The sequence below is a fragment of the Mycobacterium alsense genome (assembly GCF_002086635.1).
GTDB lineage: Bacteria > Actinomycetota > Actinomycetes > Mycobacteriales > Mycobacteriaceae > Mycobacterium > Mycobacterium alsense.
The window spans coordinates 44621-64445 of the sequence record NZ_MVHD01000006.1; the positions used below are offsets into that span (position 1 = coordinate 44621).

Here is a 19825-nt window from a genome sequence, read left to right on the forward strand (position 1 = left end):
GCTCACTTCGCTCCCTCGACCGGGACCGTCTTCGGCAGCTGCACGCCGGGGGGAAGGACAAGCTTGCCATCCTGATTGATGTAGCCGGAGTGCTTGTTGGGCACCGGAAGTGACGGATCGGGGCAGGGCCGATCCGTCCCGTCGCCGCAGATGCCCATCAAGAAGTACGAGCGCTTCAACAGGTCGTCGGGCCAGGGGTCTTGGTGCAGGGCAAGCCACTGGGCGGGAATGTTGTAGCAGACGAAGAAGAACGCGCTGCACGCGGCGAAGATCGCCAGGAATCGGGTGAGTTGCTGCCTCGCGAACCCGCCCTGGACGCGCTCCAGTCCCCGTTCGACGAACGTCCGGCCCCGATCGTCGGTGAAGTAACGCAACGCGCACAGACCCGCCTGGACACCGCCCCACATGATGCCTTCATAGAGTGGCCATTGGTAGTAGGTGCCGGCGTTGACGGAGAGGGATCGGATCGCGCCGGGGTAGGTGAAAAGCCCCATCGGCATCAGGAAGAAGCCCTCCATGACCAGGTCGAAGAAGAAGGTCCATACGATCAGAACACCGATCAGGCCGGCGTTGCTGATGCTGGGCCAGCGCGACTTGGCTCGCCGCATGACCCAACAGCCGAGGATCGTGCACAGCAGCACCCCGTAGGAGTAGCCGGGCGCATTCATCAGGAACGGTTCGGCCATCATGCGGCCCGGTTCCGCGTAGGACTGCCAGCCCGGGAGGTGCGCCACCCATGAGCCCCGGTTCCACATCCAGGTGTTGTAGGTGCTCCACGTGTTGAAGTAGTTCAGGAACGGGTCCTGGAAGAACAGCAGGCCGCAGGCCACCAGGAGCATGCCGTCAAGCGTGATCCGCCGTTCCCGCCGCCACGGCCGGACGATGAAGTAATAGATGCCGATCGGCAGACCCGCGATGATGACGGCCGTCCACGCAATGAGGACGACTTTCATCAAAGTCGGTGGCTCGCTTGGCCCTTTGGGCACCCGGACGAAGTAGGGCCCGGTGACCCAACGGATCCACACGTACAGCTGAAAAGCCAGGATCGCACCGCCCATGGCCGCCCAGACGTGGATGGGTTTGATCTTGGACTCGGCATTGGCGCCGAGCGATGGCACTCCGCCGAGGGACTCGGTGACGATGCCGCTGCCGGGGGCACGCTTGTACGACGGTTCGGTCACGACTCGTCTCCTTCCGGGCCTCCGAGAAATATACCAACTGGTATCTCAATGACAAGAGTGTTTGTGAATCGCCGGGGAGCGGTGCTTCGCATGCTGTGCGCGCGAGCCGGTTTCGCCGACGCCGCGGTGGCGCCATGCATCGAAAGCGCTTAATGTCAACAACTTTCGGCAAGATCGTCGATGCCGCAGCCCGCCGTCAGCCGGGGATCACGTTGGACATCACCAGCCGCAAGAACGGCTCGTAGAGGTCCCGGCCGTCCAGGTGCTCGCCGATGGTGATGCCCTCGTGGCTGGCGATCAGGACCCGGGCCAGGGCCTCGGCCGGAACCGTCAACGTGCCGCCCAGGCGCGCGATGTGGCTGGTGATGTAGTCGGCCAGCGACCGGATCGCCTCCTTGCGCTGGGCCGCCAGCCGTTCGCGGGCGTCCGGGTTGCGCAGCAGGAACAGCGAGAATTCGTGACCCAGGGCCGCGCTGTCGGGCCCGGCGATGGTCAGTTCGCGCCACCGCTCGGCGAACCGCGCCACGTCGAGATCGTCGAGCCTTTCGAAGGAGGCGATGACGTCCTCGAAACCGTCGAGAAATCGCAGCAGGTGCCGTTCGATGACGGCCAGGAACAGGTCCTCCTTGGTGCCGAAATGCGAGTAGATCGCCCCGCGGGTGTATCCGGCGGCCTCGGCGATGTCTTCCAGTGCCGCGCCGCCGAACCCGCGCTTGGCGAACACTTCCTCGGCGGCGTCCAACAGCACGCCGCGGGTGTGCTCGAGGCGCCGTTGCCGTGTCCACCGTTCCGCCACGGATTACATCTTCCCAGGTCTGTCGGCCCCGGTGAATCGTTACCTCTCGGAACGACTCTCAGGGGATGATCGCGGTGCGGGTCACCGGCGCGGCCGCGGCCTGCCGGCCGTAGATGCCGCGGCGCAGCGCGGCCAGCAGCACGTCCCGCGTCTCGCGGGGATCGATCAGCTCGTCGAATCCCATGTGCTCGGCCGATCGGTAGGAGGCCTCCAGTTCGGCGCTGCGCAGCTTTGCGGACAGGTCCTCGCCGGCGTGCGACGCGCGGCTCAACGCCGCGGCACTCATGGCCCCCATCGTGGCACCGGGGTAGGCGAACGTCGCCCCTTGATGGTCGAACCCGATCAGAGACATGACCATGGAGCCAAAGCCGTACGCCTTGCGCAGCGTGACGTGCAGCTTGATCGTCGTTGCGATGGTCTGTGCGGCGAACATCCGTGCGCCGGCGCGAAGCACGCCCTGGCGTTCGGAACGGCTGCCCGGCAGCATCCCGGGGTTGTCGGCGAGGAAGACGATCGGGAGGTGGAAGGAGTCGGCCACCATGATGAAATGCGCCGCCTTGTCGGCGGCGTCGGCGTCGATGGACCCGGCCAGCACCTGCGGCTGGTTGGCGACGACCGCGACCGGGTGCCCGCCCAGGTGCGCGAGCGCGCAGATGATCGCCCGGCCGTACTGCGGCTGGACCTCGAACCAGTCGGGACGGTCGAACACCACGTCGAGCACCGCGCGCATGTCGTAGACGCGCCGGTTGTCGCGCGAGACGATGTCCAGCAACTCCGGCGTCGGGCGCGGTCCGCCCGTCTCGTCGGCCGGCAGCGACGGCGGGTAGGACCAGGCGCTCGGCGGGAAATAGGACAGGTAGCGGCGGATGTCGTCGAGCGCCGCTTCGTCGTCCTCGGCCACGTTGTGGATCACCCCGCTCGGCAGCGCGACGCCCGGCCCGCCCAGATCCTCCTTCGAGATGTCCTCGCCGGTGGACTCTTTGACCACCGGCGGCCCGGCGGTGAAGATCGCGCCCTGGCCGCTCATGATCCGGAAGTCGCACACTGGGGCGACGAGGGCACCGTGGCCGGCCGAGGGACCGAGCACCGCGGCCACGGTGGGGACGCGGCCCGAACACCGGGTCTGGGCGAGCAAATCGGTCGGGCTGCGGCCGTAGTGGCCGCCGGTCGGGCGGAAGCCGGCGCCGTCGAGCAGCATCACCAACGGGATCCGGTCGCGCAGCGCCAATTCGGCGATGCGGTAGCGCTTGGAGTTGCCCCCCGGCCCGATGCTGCCGGCCAGGGTGGTGAAGTCCTCGGCGCCGACCATCACCGGCACCCCGTTGATTTGGCCCGAGCCGGTGACGATGGCATCGGCGGCGATGTCGCCGCCGACCAGCGTCCCGAGCTCGCGGAACGTGCCGGGGTCGAGCAGTCGCGCGATGCGGGCCCGGGCGTCCAGCTTGCCCTTGCCGCGGTGCTTGCCGAGCCGTTCCGGCCCGCCCATGGCCGACGCGTGCCGACGCCGACGATCGAGATCCTCGAGCGTCTCCTGCCAATCCTGGGAGTTGGCCATGCTTCTCGTCCTCACTCGCCCTGGGTCGGATACGCGGCCGGCGGCGACGTTGACCCTACCGAATCGCTTACTGTAACTTTTACCTCATGGTGCGTGGGTGCGTCGTGCTGCGCAGGAAGGCCCGCAAATGAGCACCATATCCGGTCTCAAGATCGACGGCGGCCTCCCCAACACGCTGTCCCGGGCGGTCGAGTCGGCCGAGGCGCTGGAAGCCCAGGGTTACGACGGGGGGTGGACCGCCGAAACCAGCCACGACCCGTTCCTGCCGCTGCTGCTGGCCGCCGAGCACACCTCACGCATCGAGCTGGGCACCAACATCGCAGTCGCGTTCGCCCGCAACCCGATGATCGTCGCCAACATCGGCTGGGATCTGCAGGCGTACTCGAGGGGCCGCTTCATCCTGGGGCTGGGCACCCAGATCCGGCCCCACATCGAAAAGCGGTTCAGCATGCCGTGGAGCCACCCGGCGCGCCGGATGCGCGAATTCGTCTCCGCGCTGCACGCCATCTGGTCGGCGTGGCAGGACGGCACCAAGCTTCGCTTCGAGGGCGAGTTCTACACCCACAAGATCATGACCCCGATGTTCACGCCGGAGCCGCAGCCCTATTCGCCGCCGAAGGTGTTCCTCGCCGCGGTCGGCGAGGCGATGACCGAGACGTGCGGCGAGGTCGCCGACGGGCACCTCGGTCATCCGCTGGTCTCCAAGCGCTACCTCGAGGAGGTGACGATCCCGGCGCTGTGCCGCGGCATGCGGCGCGGAGGCCGGGACCGTCGCGAGTTCGAGGTGTCGGCCGAGGTGCTCGTCGCCACCGGCGACAACGACGCCGAACTGGCGGCCGCCACCGCCGCGGTGCGCAAACAGATCGCCTTCTACGGATCGACGCCGGCCTACCGCGGGGTCCTCGACCTGCACGGCTGGGGCGACCTGCACACCGAACTGCACCGCCTCTCCCTGCAGGGGGAGTGGGACGCGATGGGCTCGCTCATCGACGACGAGATGCTGGGGGCCTTCGCGGTCGTCGGCCCGGTCGACACGATCGCGGTTGCCCTCAAGGATCGCTGTGACGGGACGGTCGACCGCGTCCTGCCCGTCTGCCCGGCCGCCACCGACACCGCCAAGGCCCGTATCACCGCCGCACTGAAGGAGTTTCGCTCGTGAGCACGACAACGACGATCGACGAGTCCGCGAAGCTTCTGGCGGATCCGCTGGCCTACACCGACGAACGGCGCTTGCACGCCGCGCTGACCCACCTGCGTGCCAACGCGCCGGTGTCGTGGGTGGACGTGCCGAACTACCAGCCATTCTGGGCGATCACCAAGCACTCCGACATCATGGACATCGAGCGCGAGAACATGCTGTTCACCAACTGGCCACGCCCGGTCCTGGCGACCAAAGAGGGCGACGAGATGCAGGCCGCGGCGGGCGTACGCACGCTGATCCACCTGGACGACCCGCAGCACCGCGTGGTGCGCGCGATCGGCTCCGACTGGTTTCGGCCAAAGGCGATGCGGGCCTTGAAGGTTCGCGTCGACGAGTTGGCCAAGACCTACGTCGACAGGATGCTGGAGGTCGGGCCCGAGTGCGACTTCGTCCAGCAGGTCGCCGTCAACTATCCGCTGTACGTGATCATGTCGCTGCTCGGTATCCCCGAGGCCGACTTCCCACGCATGCTGAAGCTCACCCAGGAGCTGTTCGGCGCCGACGACTCGGAGTTCAAGCGGGGCAGCAACAGCGAGGACCAGCTGCCCGCGTTGCTGGACATGTTCCAGTACTTCAACGGGGTGACCGCCGCGCGCCGCGAGCATCCGACCGACGACCTCGCCTCGGCGATCGCCAACGCGCGCATCGACGGCGAACCCCTGTCGGACATCGACACGGTGTCGTACTACCTCATCGTCGCCACCGCGGGCCACGACACCACCAGCGCGACCATTTCCGGCGGCCTGCAGGCCCTCATCGAGAACCCCGACCAGCTGGAGCGCCTGCGCGACAACCTCGACCTGATGCCGCTGGCCACCGAGGAGATGATCCGCTGGGTCACCCCGGTCAAGGAGTTCATGCGCACCGCGGCGCGCGACACGACGGTCCGCGGAATACCCATCGCCGCAGGCGAATCCGTTCTGCTGTCCTACGTGTCGGCCAACCGCGACGAGGAGGTCTTCGACGACCCGTTCCGCTTCGATGTCGGCCGTGACCCCAACAAGCACCTGGCCTTCGGCTACGGCGTGCACTTCTGCATGGGCGCCGCCCTGGCCCGCATGGAGGTCAACAGCTTCTTCACCGAATTGCTGCCGAGGCTCAAAGCGATTGAGCTGAAGGGCGATCCGGAGCTGACCGCGACCGTGTTCGTCGGCGGCCTCAAGCACCTGCCGGTGCGCTATTCGCTGGTGTGACCCGCCGCTACACTGCCCGTGGAGCACTACGCGGAGGATTGGCATGACGGGTAAGACCATCATCATCACCGGCGCCAGTGACGGCATCGGCGCCGCCGCGGCCCGCCGGTTGCGCCGCGGCGGCGCCAACGTCGTCGTGGTCGGTCGGACGGAAACCAAGGCCGCCGCGGTGGCCGCGGAACTGGACGCCGACTATTTCGTGGCCGACTACGCCGACCTTTCCCAGGTGCGGGCCCTGGCGGACAAGATCCTTTCCCAGTACCCGCGCATCGATGTGTTGGCCAACAACGCCGGTGGCATGTTCACCAAGATCCACCACACCGCCGACGGTCACGAGGCGACCTTTCAGATCAACTACCTGGCGCCGTTCCTGCTGACCACGCAGTTGATGGACGTGCTGGTGGCTTCGCGGGCCACGGTGATCAACACGACCAGCTCGTCGCAGCGACTGCTACCACGCGGCGCGATCACCAAGCTGGAGCGGACGGACCGGAGCCGGCCGAGCGTTGCCTACGCCCTCACCAAGCTCGCAATCGTCTTGTTCACCAGGGAATTGCACCGCCGATACCATGGCAGCGGACTCGCGGCCGCCACGTTTCACCCGGGCTATGTCGCCTCGAACTTCGGCGACGCGTCGGGGTCGCGCTTGCTTTTGTTCGGCAAGAAGTACACCCCGTCCAAGCTGTTCACCGCGACGGTCGACGAAGGGGCCGAGCAGCTCGTCTGGCTGGCGTCCAGCGCGCCCGGTGTGGACTGGACGCCGGGCGAGTACTACTCGAAGGGCAAGATCGCGAAGGCAAACCGCGCGGCCTACGACCCGCGCCTCGCCGCCGAGCTATGGGATCACACGCTGGCCAAAGTCCAGCGGTCTTAGGGGTTGCCGACCTAGGCCAGCGCCCCGGAAAGCAAAGGGGAAATCATGGTTTCGGCGAACGCGATGACGGCCGTGGTGACCGGCGGCGCGTCGGGCATCGGCCGCGAGGTCGCCACGCGGCTGCGCGAGGCGGGCCGCGACGTGGTGGTGTGGGACCTGTCCGGCGGCGACATCACTTGCGATGTCAGCGATCCCGACGCGGTGTCCGCGGCGCTGGAACGCACGGTGCGCGACCACGGCGTGCCCTCCCGGGTGGTGGCCTGCGCGGGAATCGGCGCGTCGGGCATGCTGCTCGAACAGCCCCTCGCCGAATGGGAACGGGTGCTGGCGGTCAACCTGACCGGCACCTGGCTCACCATCCGGGCGGCGGCCCGGGCCATGGTCGACGCCGGCGTGGGCGGCTCGATCGTCGCGGTCTCGAGCATCAGCGGCACCCTCGCCGACCGCGACATGGGCGCCTACTGCGTGTCCAAGGCCGGGGTGAACATGTTGGTGAAGGTCGCCGCCGCGGAGTGGGGCGGGCATGGCATCCGGGTGAACGCCGTCGGGCCCGGTGTCACGCGAACGCCGATGCTGGCCAAGCCCGAGCAGCTGCCCGGCTGGGTGGAGGGCCTCTCGGAGCGGACGGCCCTCGGCGGCGTGGGTGAGGCCGCCGACGTGGCCGGCGCGGTCGTGGGCGTCCTCGAACTGCCCTGGGTGACGGGCCAAGTCGTGCACGCCGACGGCGGCCTGGCGCTGCACAGCCCGATCGACGCGTACGGCCAGACCCAGCGGGTGCTCAGGGACTCACGCCGAGAGTGAATCCCACGACGCATCGCCGGCGTGTCGCGTCGTGAGATTCACACTCGCCGGCGGGGTGGACGTCAGATCCCGAAATCGATGATGCCCCTGACGATCTTGCCGTTGAGCAGGTCGTCGTACGCGTCGTTGACGTCGTCGAGGCGATAGCGCTTGGTGATCATCTCGTCGAGCTGCAGCTGCCCGGTCTCATACAGCCGCGCCAGCCTGGCGATGTCCGCCTTCGGGTTGCACGAGCCGAAGATGGTGCCGGCCAGCGTCTTGTTGGTCAGGATGAAGTCCTGCAGGTCGATGTTGACCGACCGGGTCAGCTGCGAGGTCATGCCGGTGAGCACGCAGGTGCCGCCCTTGCGGGTGAGCTGCACCGCGTCGCGAACGTCGTCGGGGGTGATCAACGACGGCGAGACGATCACGGCGTCGGCCATCACCCCGTACGTCAGGCCCCGCACCAAGTCGAGCGCTTCGGCGGCGGTGGCGGCGGTGTGGGTGGCGCCGAACCGCAGCGCCGACTTCTGTTTGAACTCAACGGGGTCGACCGCGACGATCTGCGCGGCGCCGTTGATGCGGGCGCCCTGGATGGCGCCCGTGCCGATTCCGCCCACACCGATCACCACGACGGTGTCGCCGGCGCGCATGCTGGAGCGGTTCGCGACCGAGCCGTAGCCGGTCGGGATGGCGCACGACAGCAGCGCGCTGGCCGCGAGCGGCAGCTGCGGCTCGATCTTGACCAGCGAATTCGCCGACACCACAGTGTGTTCCGCAAAGGTGCCCACCTTGGCGATGTGTCCCAGGTTCCGGCCGTCGGCGGTGTGGTGGCGGAAGGTGCCGTCGGTGGGCATCCCCGGAATCATGGTGCCGATGCCGACGTCGCAGATGTACTCCATGCCCGTCGCGCACCAGCGGCACTGCCCGCAGACGGCGACGAACGACGTCACCACGTGGTCGCCCGGCGCGAAATCGGTGACCCCGTCGCCGACCTCGCGGACGATGCCCGACCCCTCGTGGCCGCCGATGGTGGGGAACATGGTCGGCAGCCCAAGGGATTTCATGACCTCGTTGGGTGCCGACATGTCGCCCTTGAGGATGTGGTCGTCGGAGTGGCACAAACCGGCGGCGGCCAGCTGCACCAGGACCTCGCCGGCGCGGGGCGGGTCGAGCTCGAATTCCTCGACGGACCAGGGCCCGCCGACGTCGTGCAGGATCGCCGCCCGGCTTCTCATGCGGCCGGGGAGAACGTGACCGGCAGCTTGTTGGGCGACCGGAAGGTGAGTCCGACGATCTTGGACTCCTCGCCGGTTCCGTCGTCGGGCACGAACGTCAGGTCCTTGACGCGGTCGAACAGGCTGTTCAACATGACCCGCGTTTCCAGCCGCGCCAGGTGCATGCCGAGACACATGTGGATGCCGCCGGCGAAGGCGATGTGGGCCTGCCGTGGCCGGCGGATGTCGAACGTGTTGGGGTCGTCCCAGCGGCTCTCGTCGCGATTGGCCGAGCCCATGCACATGTCGACCTGCGCGTCGGCCGGGATCGTCCTGCCGCCGATTTCGACCTCCTCGGTCGTGGTCCGCATGACCATGGTCAGCGGCGTCTCGAACCGCAGGCCCTCCTCGATCGCGGCGGGGATCAGCTCGCGGTCCCGGTAGACCAGCTCCAGCTGCTCGGGGTGGGTCAGCAACAGGTACAGCAGGTTGCCCGACGAACGATAGGTGGTCTCCAGCCCGGCCGGCAGCAGCAGCCGCAAAAACGCGATGATGGCCTCGTCGGTGAGCTTCTCGCCGTCGATCTCGGCGGCGACCAGGTCTCCGATGATGTCATCGGTGAGCCTGCGGCGCCGCTGCTCGACCTGTTCGAGGAAGTAGTCGTGCAGCTGCGCCGCCGCGTTGAGCCCGGCGACGATGTCGGTCGGAATCGAGATGAGGTCCAGCGACAACCGGCGGAAGAGGTCCAGGTCCTCGGCGGGCAGGCCGAGCAGCGTGGAGATGATCCGGGTCGGGAACTCGAACGTCACCGCCTTCACCAGATCGGCGTGCCCGTCGTTCTTGATCTCGTCGACGAGCTGATCGCAGACCGGCCCGATGATCGACGGCTCCCAGCGCTCCAGCGCGGTGGCCCGGAACGCCTTCGCCACCAGGCTGCGGTGATCGTGGTGCTCCTTGCCCCCCATCGCCAGGATGGTGTGGCCCATGACCAGCCCGATCGTCTTGTCGTAGGCGGCCGAGGTGAAGAGCCGGTCGTCACGGAAGCCCTGGAACACCCCGTCGTAGCCGAACAGGACCCACTCGTCGCTCGGGCGCAGCTCCTCGGGCATCTGCGTGTGGTCGGCCAGGGAGCCGTGCCACACCGGCTCGGTGCGCCGCATGTACTCGAAGAACGGATATGGGCTGGTCTCGCCGGTGAAGTCGAGGGCGACCGGCTGGCCGTCGGGATCGGTGCTGAGCGTCATCCGCGCTCCTCCTTGAGCAGCCGCCAAGGCGGGATGTGGGTGCCGGGGAATATGGCTATCATAGTATAAATAGCAACGAAGCCCAACGCGGCTTCCGCAGAGGCGGTGATGCTCAGGTGCCCAACCGGCGATTCGTCTGCACCCTGGACGAGCTGCCGCCCGGCGGGATGAAGCTGGTCGACGTCGGCAAGTTCGGCGTGGGCGTCTACAACGTGCGCGGCGAGCTGTACGCGATCGTGAACTACTGCTCCCACGAGGGCGCGCCGCTGTGCCTGGGGCTGATCGGCGGCACCAACGAACCGGCCCCCGACGAACCCGGCGGGATGCGCCGGGTCCGCGACGGGCAGATCGTCCGATGCCCCTGGCACAACTGGGAATTCGACATCACCACGGGCCAAAACGTGGCCGACCCAACACGTCGGGTGCGCACCTACCCGGTCGACGTCACCGACGGGGAGGTGTATCTGACCGCATGATCAGCCGCGTCATCGATGCCAACGTGCAGCCGCACTTCCGCTACAACGCCGAGATACGGCGCTATCTGCCGCCCGCACACCAGCTGCGCTCGATCCCCGACGTCGAGCAGCAGTGGTATCAGGCGCCCGGCGGCGACTACCGGGCCGACCTCTACGGGGAGCACTACCCGGGGTCGGATCCCGAGACCGTGAGCCGGCACCTGTTCGACGAGCCGCCGGGCGGCATGGGGGTGGCATACGCCGTCCTCAACCCGCTGACCCGCGGCAACATCGCCGACTACCTGCTCAACAGCAGGATCTGCGCCGCGGTCAACGACTGGTTGCTCGACCGCTGGCTCGAGCCCGATACCACCGACCGATTCCGCGGCACGATCCGCGTCAACCCCGAGGACCCCCGGGGCGCGGTCGCCGAGATCGAACGCCTCGCCGGCCACCCGAAGCTGGTGCAGGTCGGCGTCCCCATGCAGTCGCGCGAGCCCTACGGCAAGCCGATGTTCGAGCCCATCTGGGAGGTGGCCGAGGCCCACGGCCTGCCCGTTGCGGTGCACATCAACGGCGGCAACGGCGTCGACTACCCGCCCACCTTCGCCGGGCACGCGCACACCTATCCGGGTTATGCGGCGTTCATGCCGCTGAACTACTTCGTGCACCTGGCCACGCTGATCGTCGAGGGCGTGTTCGGACGGCACCCGGGTCTGAAGTTCGTGTTCGCCGACGGCGGCCACGACATCCTCACCCCGCTCATGTGGCGGCTGGACACCTTCTGGCTGTCGATGCGCGACCAAACGCCCTGGGTCGACCGCTATCCGAGCGAATATTTGCCCGGCCATGTGCGGTTCTGCAGCTCGGCGTTCGACGGCCCGACGGAGGCCGGCCAGATGCGGCGCTGGATGGACTTCACCGGCAAGTCCGACCTGCTGATGTACGGATCGAGCTACCCCCACTGGTCGACGTCGCCGCCGGAGGCCGTCGCCGAAGGCCTCGACGCGCCGCAACGCGACAAGGTGTTGTGGGCGAACGCCAGTGAGCTCTACGGGCTGAAGGAGCGTGTGCGATGACGACGATCGAGCGGGTCGACTCACCGGCCGGCCAAGAGGACGAGATCGCGGTCAGCATCGTCGACACCGACGTGCATCCGTTGCCGGTTTCGGTCGACGTGCTGAAGTCCTACGCGCCCGCGAAATGGGTGGACAAGATCTGGCCGACGGGCAACGCGGTGGCGCCGGTGCCGCATTTCTACGACACCCCGGACTCCTACAAGACGATGTCGCTGCGGCTGGACGCCGCCCCGCCCGGCGGCGGAGTCGCCGGCAGCGACCCCGATTTCGCCGCCAAGCAATTGCTCGTCGACGCGGGCGTCAGCATCGCGACGCTGGAGCCGATGTGTGACGCGCAGCTGCCGCAGGCCGAGCACGTGTTGAAGTCGACCTACAACGACTGGCTGGCCGACGTCTGGCTGGACACCTACAACGCGCACGGCCGGTGGCGCGGATCGATCAGCGTCAGCGCCCAGACCCCGGAGCAGGCCGCCCGCGAAGTGGAGAGGTGGGCGGGGCATCCCTACATGGCCCAGGTGCTGATGACGCCGCAGACGCGCGGAATCCCGTTCGGCAACCCGCATTTCGACCCGCTGTACGAGGCCGCCTCGCGGAACGGGCTTCCGGTGGCCACCCACCTGATGGGGCAGACTCCGTTCGAATTGATTCCGCTGTACCCGGTCGGCAACCCCGCGCACTGGCACGACTTCTTCGCGTCCTGGCCGCTGCTTTACGTCTCGCACCTGATGAGCCTGGTTTTCGACGGGGCCTTCGATCGCCACCCCGACCTCCGGGTGGTTTTCGTCGAGGGCGGCTTCACGTGGGCGATGCCGGTGATGTCGCGGATGGACCGGGTCTGGGAGGCCCGCCGCGGCGACCTGCCGCACGTGCGCCGCCGCCCCTCGGACTATGTGCGCGAACACGTACGGTTCACCACCCAACCGCTGGAAGACACCGACACCGTGCAGTTCCGCGAGTACCTGGAGATGATGGACCTCGGCGACAACCTCATGTTCTCCACCGACTACCCGCACTGGAGCTACGACTCGCCGACCTACGCGATCAACCGGTTCCCCGCCGACCAACGCGAGCGCATCATGCGCGGCAACGCGACCGCCCTGTACGGCCTGCCGGCGACGGTCAAGGCGCTTCCCGGGGAACGGTGACGCGGCGCCCGGGTCTACCGTGAAGGGGATTTCCCGCACGGAAGATGAGAGGGCATGACGCAGACCAACCTCCGGCCGCAAGGCCTTAACCGCATCGACCCGGTGCTGCGCGAGGCGGCGATCGAGCTGGGCGTCGCCGAATTCCGCACCGAGACACTGCCCGCCGAGCGGGAACGCGCCAACCTGCGCGCCGCGGAACGGGCCGCGGCCGTCGACACCGGCGGCGTTGCGGTGGACACGCTGTCCATCCCCGGGCCGGACGGCGGGCGCCTCGGTCTTCGGCTCTACCGCGGTCGCACCGGGTCCCCGGCTCCGCTGGTCGTGTACGCGCACAGCGGCGGTTTCGTCACGGGGAATCTGGACACGGATCACGCGCAGTGCGTGGAGTTGGCGCGCGACGCCGACTGCCTCGTGGTCTCGGTCGACTACCGGCTCGCGCCCGAACATCCGTGCCCGGCCGCGCTGGCCGACGTGGAGGCGGCCTTTCGTTACGCCGTCGACAACTGCGCCGACCTGGACGCCGACGCCGGCCGCATCGCGGTCATGGGCCGCGACGCGGGGGCGGCACTGGTCGCCGGGCTGGCCCAGCAGATGTTCGACGAGGAGGGACCGGCGATCCTGGTGCAGATCCTGCACCAGCCGATGCTCGATTGCGACGCCACGCCGTCGCGGCGTGAGTTCCAGCGCACGCCCGGCCTCAACGGTCCCGCCGTGAGCCGGGCCTGGAGCCACTACCTCGGCCACGCGGCCGCGAGCGGTCAGCACGTCCCCGCCCACCGGGCCAACCTCGAGGGGCTGCCACCCACGTTCATCAGCTGCTCGGAGATCGACCCGTGCCGCGACGAGGCCATCGGCTACGCCAACCGGCTCCTGCACGCCTACGTGCACACCGAGTTGCACGTCATTGCGGCCACCTTCAGTGGGTTCGATTCGTTGGTTCCCGATTGGGTTGTCTCCCAAGAGAACCGGGCGTTGCACGCGCAGTCGCTGCGCCGCGTGTTCGCGATGTAGCGAACCTAGACCGGGTTGAACTTGGTGATCAGCCAGGTGCCGCTGATCCGGTTCATGCCCACCAGCACGCTGGTGACCGTCACGTTCGGTTGAGGGTTGTCCTTGGTCGTGGTCACCCGATCGACGAAGACCAGGACGACCGCGGAATCGGGATGTAGCTCCGACACCGCGGCGCCCGTCACCTTGGCCGTGCTCTTCATCGACTTCTGCTTGGCGATCGGCGCCACGCTCTGCTTGCTGAATTGTTCGTAGTACGAACGGAAGTCCCCGCCCAGGTGGGATTTGGCCGCGGTCAAATCCTGGTCCAACGAGTCGGCCGAGTAGGAGAGCAGCGCCGTTGTGCCGTCGGACGCGGCCCTGGCCACCGTGCGGGCGACATCGGTGCCGGTCTGCTGGTCGGGCCGGTACTGCTTGAAGTAGAGCCAGGTCGCCACGCCGCCCGAAATCAGCAGGAGCGCCGCCAGCACGGCCGCGCCGATCCTGCGCAGCCCGGGCGGGATGGTGCGGCGCGCGCGTTCCACCGGGGCGGGGGAGCCGGCCTCGTCGGTTTCGTCGGTTTCGTCGGTTTCGTAGGTTTCACCGGCCTCGTCGGCGCCGTCGGGATCGGGTTGGGCTTCGAGTTCGGGTTCGGCGCCCGGCTCGACTTCCGGTGCGGCCGAATCGATGTCGCTCACGTCGTCGGTCATGGCACGTACTCGACTTTCGACATCTTGTATTGCCCGCCGACCTCGGACACCGTTACCTTCAGCCGCCACACCAGCGGTGGCACGTCCTTGCCCGGCGGGGAATTGGTGACCTGCGACGTCGCCGAGACCAGCACCACCGCCGAGTTCCCGGTGACGGACTCGAGCGCGGCCGCGTTGACGGTGCCCGAGGTGACCGCCTTCGATTGGGTGACCACCGCGATGAAGTCGTTGGCCCGGTGCTGGAAGTCGTCCTTGAATTGGCCGGTGGAGCCGTCGATCACGCGCTGGACGTCGTCCTTGGCCTTGTTGTAATCCAGGGAGATCATGCTGAGCACGCCGCGCTTGGCGCCGTCGACGAACTCCGCCTGTCTTTGTTGTTGCCGGGTCGCGTCGCGGTGTTGGGCCACCATGTACACGCTGAGCCCGACGAAGACGCAGATGCCGACGACGGCCGCCGCCGCGGCGATCGCCGGCATCCACCGCCGCCACGCCGCCCGCTCCGCGAGGGACTCGTCGTAATCCTCGGCCGATTCGTAGTAATCCTCGTCGTACTCTTCGTATGCCGTGTCGTACTGCTCGTCGTCCGCCCCGCCGTAACCTTCGTCCCCGGTTTCGTCTTCGTCTTCGTCCTCGTCGAGGATCTCGGCCGGGTCGGGCAGGCCGAGGGCTTCGCGTCGCAGCCGCGCGGCGCGGGCGCGGGCCTTGGCGGCGGCGGCCACCGCTTCGGCCGCGGCGGCTTCGGCCTCGACCTCCTCGATCAACGCCCGGGTCTCCGGCGGTTCGTTCGCGTCAGCCATCGCGATCACCGCACGTCACGATCATTATCGATTGCACTCCGGTATCTCTTACCGTATTGCTCATTGCTAACATCGAAATCCCAGCGAACCCCGACGAGAACCGACCAGGCGGATGACCAACCAACCAACTTTCCTTTCGGCACCATGACCGCTGTCGACTCTCCCGAAAAGATACTCTTCGCTTCCACGACCCAAGCCTTTCTGCACAAAGAAGCGCCGCTGCGTCGGGTCCGGGAACTGCACGCCGACGGGCAGTCCTTCGACCGGGCCTGGTGGAGGCGCGCCGCCGAACTCGGGTGGACGGCCCTGCTGGTTCCCGAGGAATTGGGCGGCGGCAGCGTGTCGGGCAGCGGAGTCGAGGACCTGGCCATGGTCGCCGAACAACTCGGCAAGACGGTGGCCCCCGGGCCCCTGTATCCGGTCAGCGTCGTGCTCAGCGCGCTGGCCGAGTGCGCGGACCCGCACTCGCACGCCGACACCATCGAGTCGCTGATCTCCGGTGAAACCGTGGCGTCGTGGGCCGTGTGCGAACCGGGCCGTGGCTGGGCGCCGCTGGATCCCTCGGTGACGGCCACCGAAACCACGGAAACACCTGCCGGCTACCGCATTCATGGCTCGAAGGACCGCGTCGAGGCCGGCGCCCAGAGCGACGTGCTGCTGGTCGTGGCGCGCTGCGGCCCGCATGGCTCCGAGGTTCGCCAGTTCCTGGTCCCGACGGACGCGCCGGGCGTGCGGATCACGCCCCAGCAGTCGGTGGACCTGGTCAAGCAGTACGCGCGGGTGGATTTCGACGGCGTGGTCGTGCCGCGGTCTGCCGCCGTCGGCGGCGCGGCCGAGACCGCCGCGCTGATCGAGCGGCAGAGCCGACTCGCGCAGGTGCTGCAGTGCGCCGAGGTGGTCGGCATCCTGCAGACGGTCTTCGACTTCACCGTCCAATGGGCCCTGGACCGGCACACTTTCGGCCGGCCGCTGGCGTCCTATCAGGTCCTCAAGCACGGGTTCGCCGACATGAAGCTGTGGCTGGAAGCGTGCCGCGCCACCACGGCGGCGGCGGTCGCCGACCTCGCCGCCCGCTCGCCCAACGCGGGCCTGTCGGCCAGCATCGCCAAGTCCTACGTCGGCGAGATGGCCGGCCGGATCGTCCAGGCCTGCGTGCAGATGCACGGCGGCATCGGCGTCACCTGGGAACACGACCTGCACCTGTACCTGCGGCGGGTCACGCTGTACCGCGCCATGTTCGGCACCCCCGAGGAGCACAACCTGCGGGTGTACGCGGCCGAGAAGGCGGCGCGATCGACGACGAACGCGCGATGACCCCCACCGAATCCACCGAATCCGTATCCGATTTCGCCGCCCGGGCCCGAGTGTGGTTGGCGGACAACATGCCCGCCATCGACCCCGAGTCCCCGCCGGCCGCCCCGCGCGACGACGAGCGATCGTGGAACAGGGCCCGCGAATTGCAAAGGCGCCTCTACGAAGGGGGATTCGCCGGCATCTGCTTCCCCCGCGAGTACGGCGGCCTCGGCCTGGACTACGAATACCAGAAGGCATTCGACGCCGAATCCCTCGGCTACGAGATGCCGCTGATCCTGAACACGCCCACGTTCACCATCTGCTGCGCCACGTTGCTCGACACCGGCACCGAGGAGCAGAAGGCGCGGCACATCGCCGGCGCCCTGCGCGGCGAGGAGGTGCTGGTGCAGCTGTTGAGTGAACCCAGCGGCGGCTCGGATCTGGCCGGTGTCATCACCCGCGCCGAGCGCCGCGGTGACCGTTGGGTGATCGACGGCGCCAAGACGTGGAGCACGAGCGCGTTCGCCGCCGACTATGGATTGTGTCTGGCCCGCACCGACTGGGACGTGCCCAAGCACGAGGGCCTGACCATGTTCCTGGTACCCATCGCCCATCCGGGAATCACGTTGCGGCGCATCACGATGCTGAGCGGTTCCACCGAGTTCTGCGAGGAGTTCCTGGACGGGGTGGACGTCGGCGACGACGCCGTCGTCGGCGAGGTCAACGGCGGCTGGGCGGTGGCCTCGCGCCAGCTGTATCACGAACGCCGGGCCGTCGGGCAGGGCTCGGAATTCGCCAGCGGCAGCGGCAGCGAGGGCGGCAGCACCAATCCCGTCGACTACGTCGCCCTCGCCGAGAAGACGGGCCAGGGGGACAGCGAACGCGTCCATGAGCTGGCCGGCCGGGCGCTCGTGCACCGCGTGGTCGCCGAGCAGCTGATCGATCATGTCTACCGCAGCGTCCGCGACGGCGCGCTGCCCCCGGCCGCCGGAACGCTCATCAGGCTCTTCCACTCCGAGACCGTGACCCTGGACATGGACACCGCGCTGGCGATCGCCGGAAGTGCCGGTGTCGTCGGCGAATTCGGCGAGGGCCTCGAGACCGGGCTGCGCTACCTGTCGCGGCAGAACGTGGCCATCGGTGGCGGCACCACGGAGATGGCCCGCAACGTCATCGGCGAGCGGGTGCTGGGCTTCCCGCGCGAATACGCCGCCGACCGCGGGGTGCCGTTCAATCAGGTGCGCCACGGCCAGGCCGACCGCAGGCCCTAATCTTCGGCGAAGACGTTCGCGGGATCGGTGCTGGCGTCGCCGGTCACAAAGGGAAGCCGGACGAGAGACAGGACGTGATGCGCCGGGCTGCCGGGCGGGGCCACCAGCACGAAATCACCGCCCTGGGTGTGCGCCCGGTCGCGGGCGGCGGCCAGCGCGCTGACGGCGGCCGACCCGAGGTGGGTGACTCCGCTGAGGTCGACCGTCAAAGACGCTATGCCGGAACGGCTTTCGACGGCGATCTGGCGGTCCAGGGTGGAGGCGGTGGTGGTGTCGACGTCGCCGCTGACGACGATCCGGCCGCCGCCTTCGTCCGAGCCGACGAAGGAGACGAATTCGGCGTTGGCGGGCAGCCGGTGGGTGGACCGGCTGACGATCGTGTCGGTGATGAAGTTGGCCGGTCGCGACAGCCGGTGGGTCAGGCTGGCCGTCGTCCCGCCGGGGCCGTGCGTGATGTGCGCCCGGGACACCAGGGCTTCGGCCATCGCCAGCCCGCGCCCGCGGCCCTGCTCGCCCTCGCGGTGATCCTTCCACCGCCCATGGTCGATCACCGAAACGTGCAGGTGGCCGTCGCCGGCCAACGCGGCCTCGACGATGACCCCGTCGGGGACCTCCGTCGAATACCCGTGCTCGACGGCGTTTTCGACGAATTCGGAGACGGCGTGGACGACGTCGCAGATGTCTTCCGTGTCGGCGCCGATCTCCGAGAGCCATTCGCGAAGCCGGGTGCGGACCGCGCGCGCGGCGTGCAGCGTCGCGTCCAGCGTGAGGCGCAGCGGCGGCGGCGGCGTGCGCCGTTGGGCGGCGAGCAGCGTGACGTCGTCCTTGTAGCCCGTCGAGCGGAGCAGCAATTCGAGCGTCTCCGAGCAGATGCGGTCGATCGGCCGTCCCGGCGCGTCGATGACGAAACCGCCGTTGCCGCCGACGATATCCGCTGCCAATTCCGCGAATTCGGCGGTGCTGGCGCCCAGCGGGCGGCCGGGACGTTCGATCAGGCCGTCGGAATACAACAGGACCGAGTCGCCCACCTCGAGCGCCTCCGTGCGCACCGGAAATCCGGTGCCGCTGCCCAACGGACCCGCGCCGGACGGCTCCGCGTAGCGCGCGTGCGCGCCGGCGCTCACCAGCAGGGGCGGCGGGTGTCCGGCTGTGCAGTACTGAAACTCGCCCGTCGCGAAGTCGAGCGAACCGACGCACAGCGTGGCCGACTTCGACCCCGGCACGTGTTCACGGAAGCGGTCGACGGCTTCGAGTGCTTCGACGATCGTGTGGCCCAGCGAGATCTGCATCCGCAGCGCGGTGCGCAATTGGGACATCACCGCCGCGGCTTCCACGCCGTGGCCCACCACGTCGCCGACGACGAGCACCAGGCGATCCCCGAGGGCTATCGCGTCAAACCAGTCGCCCCCGGCGGCGGTGTCCTCGGCGGCGACGAGGTATTCCGCGGCGATGTCGGCGCCGGGCACGACGGGCACCGACGGGGCCAGCAGCGCCTGCTGCATGACGGTCGCCGAATCGCGGACGCTGCGGTAGCGCTCGGACAGCTCCTCCATGCGTTCCTCGGAGGTCAGCCGCGCCTGCACCCGGGGGGTGACGTCGTCGAAGATGATCTGCACGCCCTCGACCGATCCGTCGTCGCCGCGGCGCGGCGTGACGACGAAGTCGAAGTACCGCTCCTGGACCCCCGACCCGTCGTAGTCGGCTTGCAGCCGCCACTCGGTCCCGGATTGCGGCTCACCGGTTTCGTAGACCCGGTCGAACATCTGGTAGATCTGCTGGCTCTCCAGCTCGGGGAAGACCTCGACCGCGAGCTTTCCGACCGGGTCGCCGGTCGGGTTGAAGGCGCGGTAGGCGGCGTTGACCGCAACAAAGCGGTGCTGGGGGCCTTCGAGGCCGACCAGCATGGCCGGGACATGCTCGAAAATGCGGCGAACGTCGTCGGCCGCACCGACGGTCTCGTCCCAGTCCTTTTCGGCGACCATCTGGCTGCCCCTCCCGGGGGACGTTTCTACCGAGTCATGTAACTACGTCAAATACATGACATCTG

At 68.3% G+C, this 19825-nt stretch carries 18 protein-coding genes; 10 read left to right on the plus strand and 8 right to left on the minus strand.

Annotated features, from left to right (window positions below):
* Positions 1–2: 2 nt before the first annotated feature.
* From BST11_RS06090 to BST11_RS06100, 3 genes are all read right to left on the minus strand, one after another.
* Positions 3–1181 carry a spirocyclase AveC family protein gene (locus BST11_RS06090; RefSeq protein ID WP_083137080.1) on the minus strand — a complete coding sequence of 393 codons (1179 nt, stop codon included), beginning with the start codon at positions 1179–1181 and terminating at the stop codon, positions 3–5.
* A 196-nt stretch (positions 1182–1377) separates the two neighbouring features.
* Positions 1378–1977, minus strand: a complete 600-nt coding sequence (locus BST11_RS06095; RefSeq protein ID WP_083137081.1) for a TetR/AcrR family transcriptional regulator — start codon at positions 1975–1977, stop codon at positions 1378–1380.
* A 58-nt stretch (positions 1978–2035) separates the two neighbouring features.
* Positions 2036–3532, minus strand: coding sequence for an acyl-CoA carboxylase subunit beta (locus BST11_RS06100; protein WP_083137082.1), 1497 nt, complete (start codon positions 3530–3532; stop codon positions 2036–2038).
* A 127-nt stretch (positions 3533–3659) separates the two neighbouring features.
* On the opposite strand from BST11_RS06100, the gene BST11_RS06105 reads away from it, so the two are divergent.
* The 4 genes from BST11_RS06105 to BST11_RS06120 are packed head-to-tail and all read left to right on the plus strand — an operon-like array spanning position 3660 to position 7601.
* On the plus strand, positions 3660–4691 hold the full coding sequence (locus tag BST11_RS06105) for an LLM class F420-dependent oxidoreductase (protein ID WP_083137083.1): 1032 nt from the start codon (positions 3660–3662) through the stop codon (positions 4689–4691).
* A 14-nt stretch (positions 4692–4705) separates the two neighbouring features.
* A complete protein-coding gene (locus tag BST11_RS06110; RefSeq protein ID WP_083137163.1) occupies positions 4706–5926 on the plus strand; it encodes a cytochrome P450 in 1221 nt (406 codons plus the stop codon).
* A 43-nt stretch (positions 5927–5969) separates the two neighbouring features.
* Positions 5970–6800, plus strand: coding sequence for an SDR family NAD(P)-dependent oxidoreductase (locus BST11_RS06115; protein ID WP_083137084.1), 831 nt, complete (start codon positions 5970–5972; stop codon positions 6798–6800).
* A gap of 45 nt (positions 6801–6845) precedes the next feature.
* The gene (locus BST11_RS06120) at positions 6846–7601 is read left to right on the plus strand and encodes an SDR family NAD(P)-dependent oxidoreductase (RefSeq protein WP_244897546.1); all 756 of its coding nucleotides are present in this window, start codon (positions 6846–6848) and stop codon (positions 7599–7601) included.
* A gap of 62 nt (positions 7602–7663) precedes the next feature.
* On the opposite strand, the gene BST11_RS06125 is transcribed toward BST11_RS06120, so the two are convergent.
* Both BST11_RS06125 and BST11_RS06130 read right to left on the minus strand, forming a co-directional pair.
* Positions 7664–8818: a Zn-dependent alcohol dehydrogenase gene (locus BST11_RS06125; protein WP_083137085.1), complete on the minus strand. Its 1155-nt coding sequence runs from the start codon at positions 8816–8818 to the stop codon at positions 7664–7666.
* Positions 8815–10041 carry a cytochrome P450 gene (locus tag BST11_RS06130; RefSeq protein WP_067319291.1) on the minus strand — a complete coding sequence of 409 codons (1227 nt, stop codon included), beginning with the start codon at positions 10039–10041 and terminating at the stop codon, positions 8815–8817. The genes BST11_RS06125 and BST11_RS06130 overlap by 4 nt, the downstream gene beginning before the upstream one ends.
* A gap of 116 nt (positions 10042–10157) precedes the next feature.
* On the opposite strand from BST11_RS06130, the gene BST11_RS06135 reads away from it, so the two are divergent.
* From BST11_RS06135 to BST11_RS06150, 4 genes are read left to right on the plus strand one after another with little or no spacing between them, the layout of a single operon-like run.
* A complete protein-coding gene (locus tag BST11_RS06135; RefSeq protein WP_083137086.1) occupies positions 10158–10517 on the plus strand; it encodes a Rieske (2Fe-2S) protein in 360 nt (119 codons plus the stop codon).
* Complete coding sequence (locus BST11_RS06140) at positions 10514–11575, plus strand: amidohydrolase family protein (protein WP_083137087.1); 1062 nt, start codon at positions 10514–10516, stop codon at positions 11573–11575. Before BST11_RS06135 ends, BST11_RS06140 begins: the two co-directional genes overlap by 4 nt.
* Complete coding sequence (locus BST11_RS06145) at positions 11572–12720, plus strand: amidohydrolase family protein (RefSeq protein WP_083137088.1); 1149 nt, start codon at positions 11572–11574, stop codon at positions 12718–12720. The genes BST11_RS06140 and BST11_RS06145 overlap by 4 nt, the downstream gene beginning before the upstream one ends.
* Positions 12721–12774: 54 nt before the next feature.
* Positions 12775–13731: an alpha/beta hydrolase gene (locus BST11_RS06150; RefSeq protein ID WP_083137089.1), complete on the plus strand. Its 957-nt coding sequence runs from the start codon at positions 12775–12777 to the stop codon at positions 13729–13731.
* Between the two features lie 5 nt (positions 13732–13736).
* Here BST11_RS06150 and BST11_RS06155 read toward each other — a convergent pair whose 3' ends face one another.
* Both BST11_RS06155 and BST11_RS06160 read right to left on the minus strand, forming a co-directional pair.
* Positions 13737–14417, minus strand: coding sequence for a hypothetical protein (locus BST11_RS06155; protein WP_083137090.1), 681 nt, complete (start codon positions 14415–14417; stop codon positions 13737–13739).
* A complete protein-coding gene (locus BST11_RS06160; protein WP_083137165.1) occupies positions 14414–15214 on the minus strand; it encodes a hypothetical protein in 801 nt (266 codons plus the stop codon). Before BST11_RS06160 ends, BST11_RS06155 begins: the two co-directional genes overlap by 4 nt.
* 144 nt (positions 15215–15358) lie before the next feature.
* Here BST11_RS06160 and BST11_RS06165 point away from each other — a divergent pair, with 144 nt between their 5' ends.
* A complete protein-coding gene (locus tag BST11_RS06165) occupies positions 15359–16528 on the plus strand; it encodes an acyl-CoA dehydrogenase family protein (protein WP_083137091.1) in 1170 nt (389 codons plus the stop codon).
* A complete protein-coding gene (locus tag BST11_RS06170; RefSeq protein ID WP_083137092.1) occupies positions 16525–17778 on the plus strand; it encodes an acyl-CoA dehydrogenase family protein in 1254 nt (417 codons plus the stop codon). The genes BST11_RS06165 and BST11_RS06170 overlap by 4 nt, the downstream gene beginning before the upstream one ends.
* On the opposite strand, the gene BST11_RS06175 is transcribed toward BST11_RS06170, so the two are convergent.
* Positions 17775–19760, minus strand: coding sequence for a SpoIIE family protein phosphatase (locus BST11_RS06175; protein ID WP_083137093.1), 1986 nt, complete (start codon positions 19758–19760; stop codon positions 17775–17777). The genes BST11_RS06170 and BST11_RS06175 overlap by 4 nt on opposite strands.
* Between the last annotated feature and the right edge of the window lie 65 nt (positions 19761–19825).

Coding starts and splice junctions, on each gene's coding strand:
- BST11_RS06100 (WP_083137082.1), bottom strand. CDS start 3,532: ATGGCCAACTCCCAGGATTGGCAGGAGACGCTCGAGGATCTCGATCGT.
- BST11_RS06105 (WP_083137083.1), top strand. CDS start 3,660: ATGAGCACCATATCCGGTCTCAAGATCGACGGCGGCCTCCCCAACACG.
- BST11_RS06115 (WP_083137084.1), top strand. CDS start 5,970: ATGACGGGTAAGACCATCATCATCACCGGCGCCAGTGACGGCATCGGC.
- BST11_RS06120 (WP_244897546.1), top strand. CDS start 6,846: ATGGTTTCGGCGAACGCGATGACGGCCGTGGTGACCGGCGGCGCGTCG.
- BST11_RS06125 (WP_083137085.1), bottom strand. CDS start 8,818: ATGAGAAGCCGGGCGGCGATCCTGCACGACGTCGGCGGGCCCTGGTCC.
- BST11_RS06130 (WP_067319291.1), bottom strand. CDS start 10,041: ATGACGCTCAGCACCGATCCCGACGGCCAGCCGGTCGCCCTCGACTTC.
- BST11_RS06140 (WP_083137087.1), top strand. CDS start 10,514: ATGATCAGCCGCGTCATCGATGCCAACGTGCAGCCGCACTTCCGCTAC.
- BST11_RS06145 (WP_083137088.1), top strand. CDS start 11,572: ATGACGACGATCGAGCGGGTCGACTCACCGGCCGGCCAAGAGGACGAG.
- BST11_RS06150 (WP_083137089.1), top strand. CDS start 12,775: ATGACGCAGACCAACCTCCGGCCGCAAGGCCTTAACCGCATCGACCCG.
- BST11_RS06155 (WP_083137090.1), bottom strand. CDS start 14,417: ATGACCGACGACGTGAGCGACATCGATTCGGCCGCACCGGAAGTCGAG.
- BST11_RS06160 (WP_083137165.1), bottom strand. CDS start 15,214: ATGGCTGACGCGAACGAACCGCCGGAGACCCGGGCGTTGATCGAGGAG.
- BST11_RS06165 (WP_083137091.1), top strand. CDS start 15,359: ATGACCGCTGTCGACTCTCCCGAAAAGATACTCTTCGCTTCCACGACC.
- BST11_RS06170 (WP_083137092.1), top strand. CDS start 16,525: ATGACCCCCACCGAATCCACCGAATCCGTATCCGATTTCGCCGCCCGG.
- BST11_RS06175 (WP_083137093.1), bottom strand. CDS start 19,760: ATGGTCGCCGAAAAGGACTGGGACGAGACCGTCGGTGCGGCCGACGAC.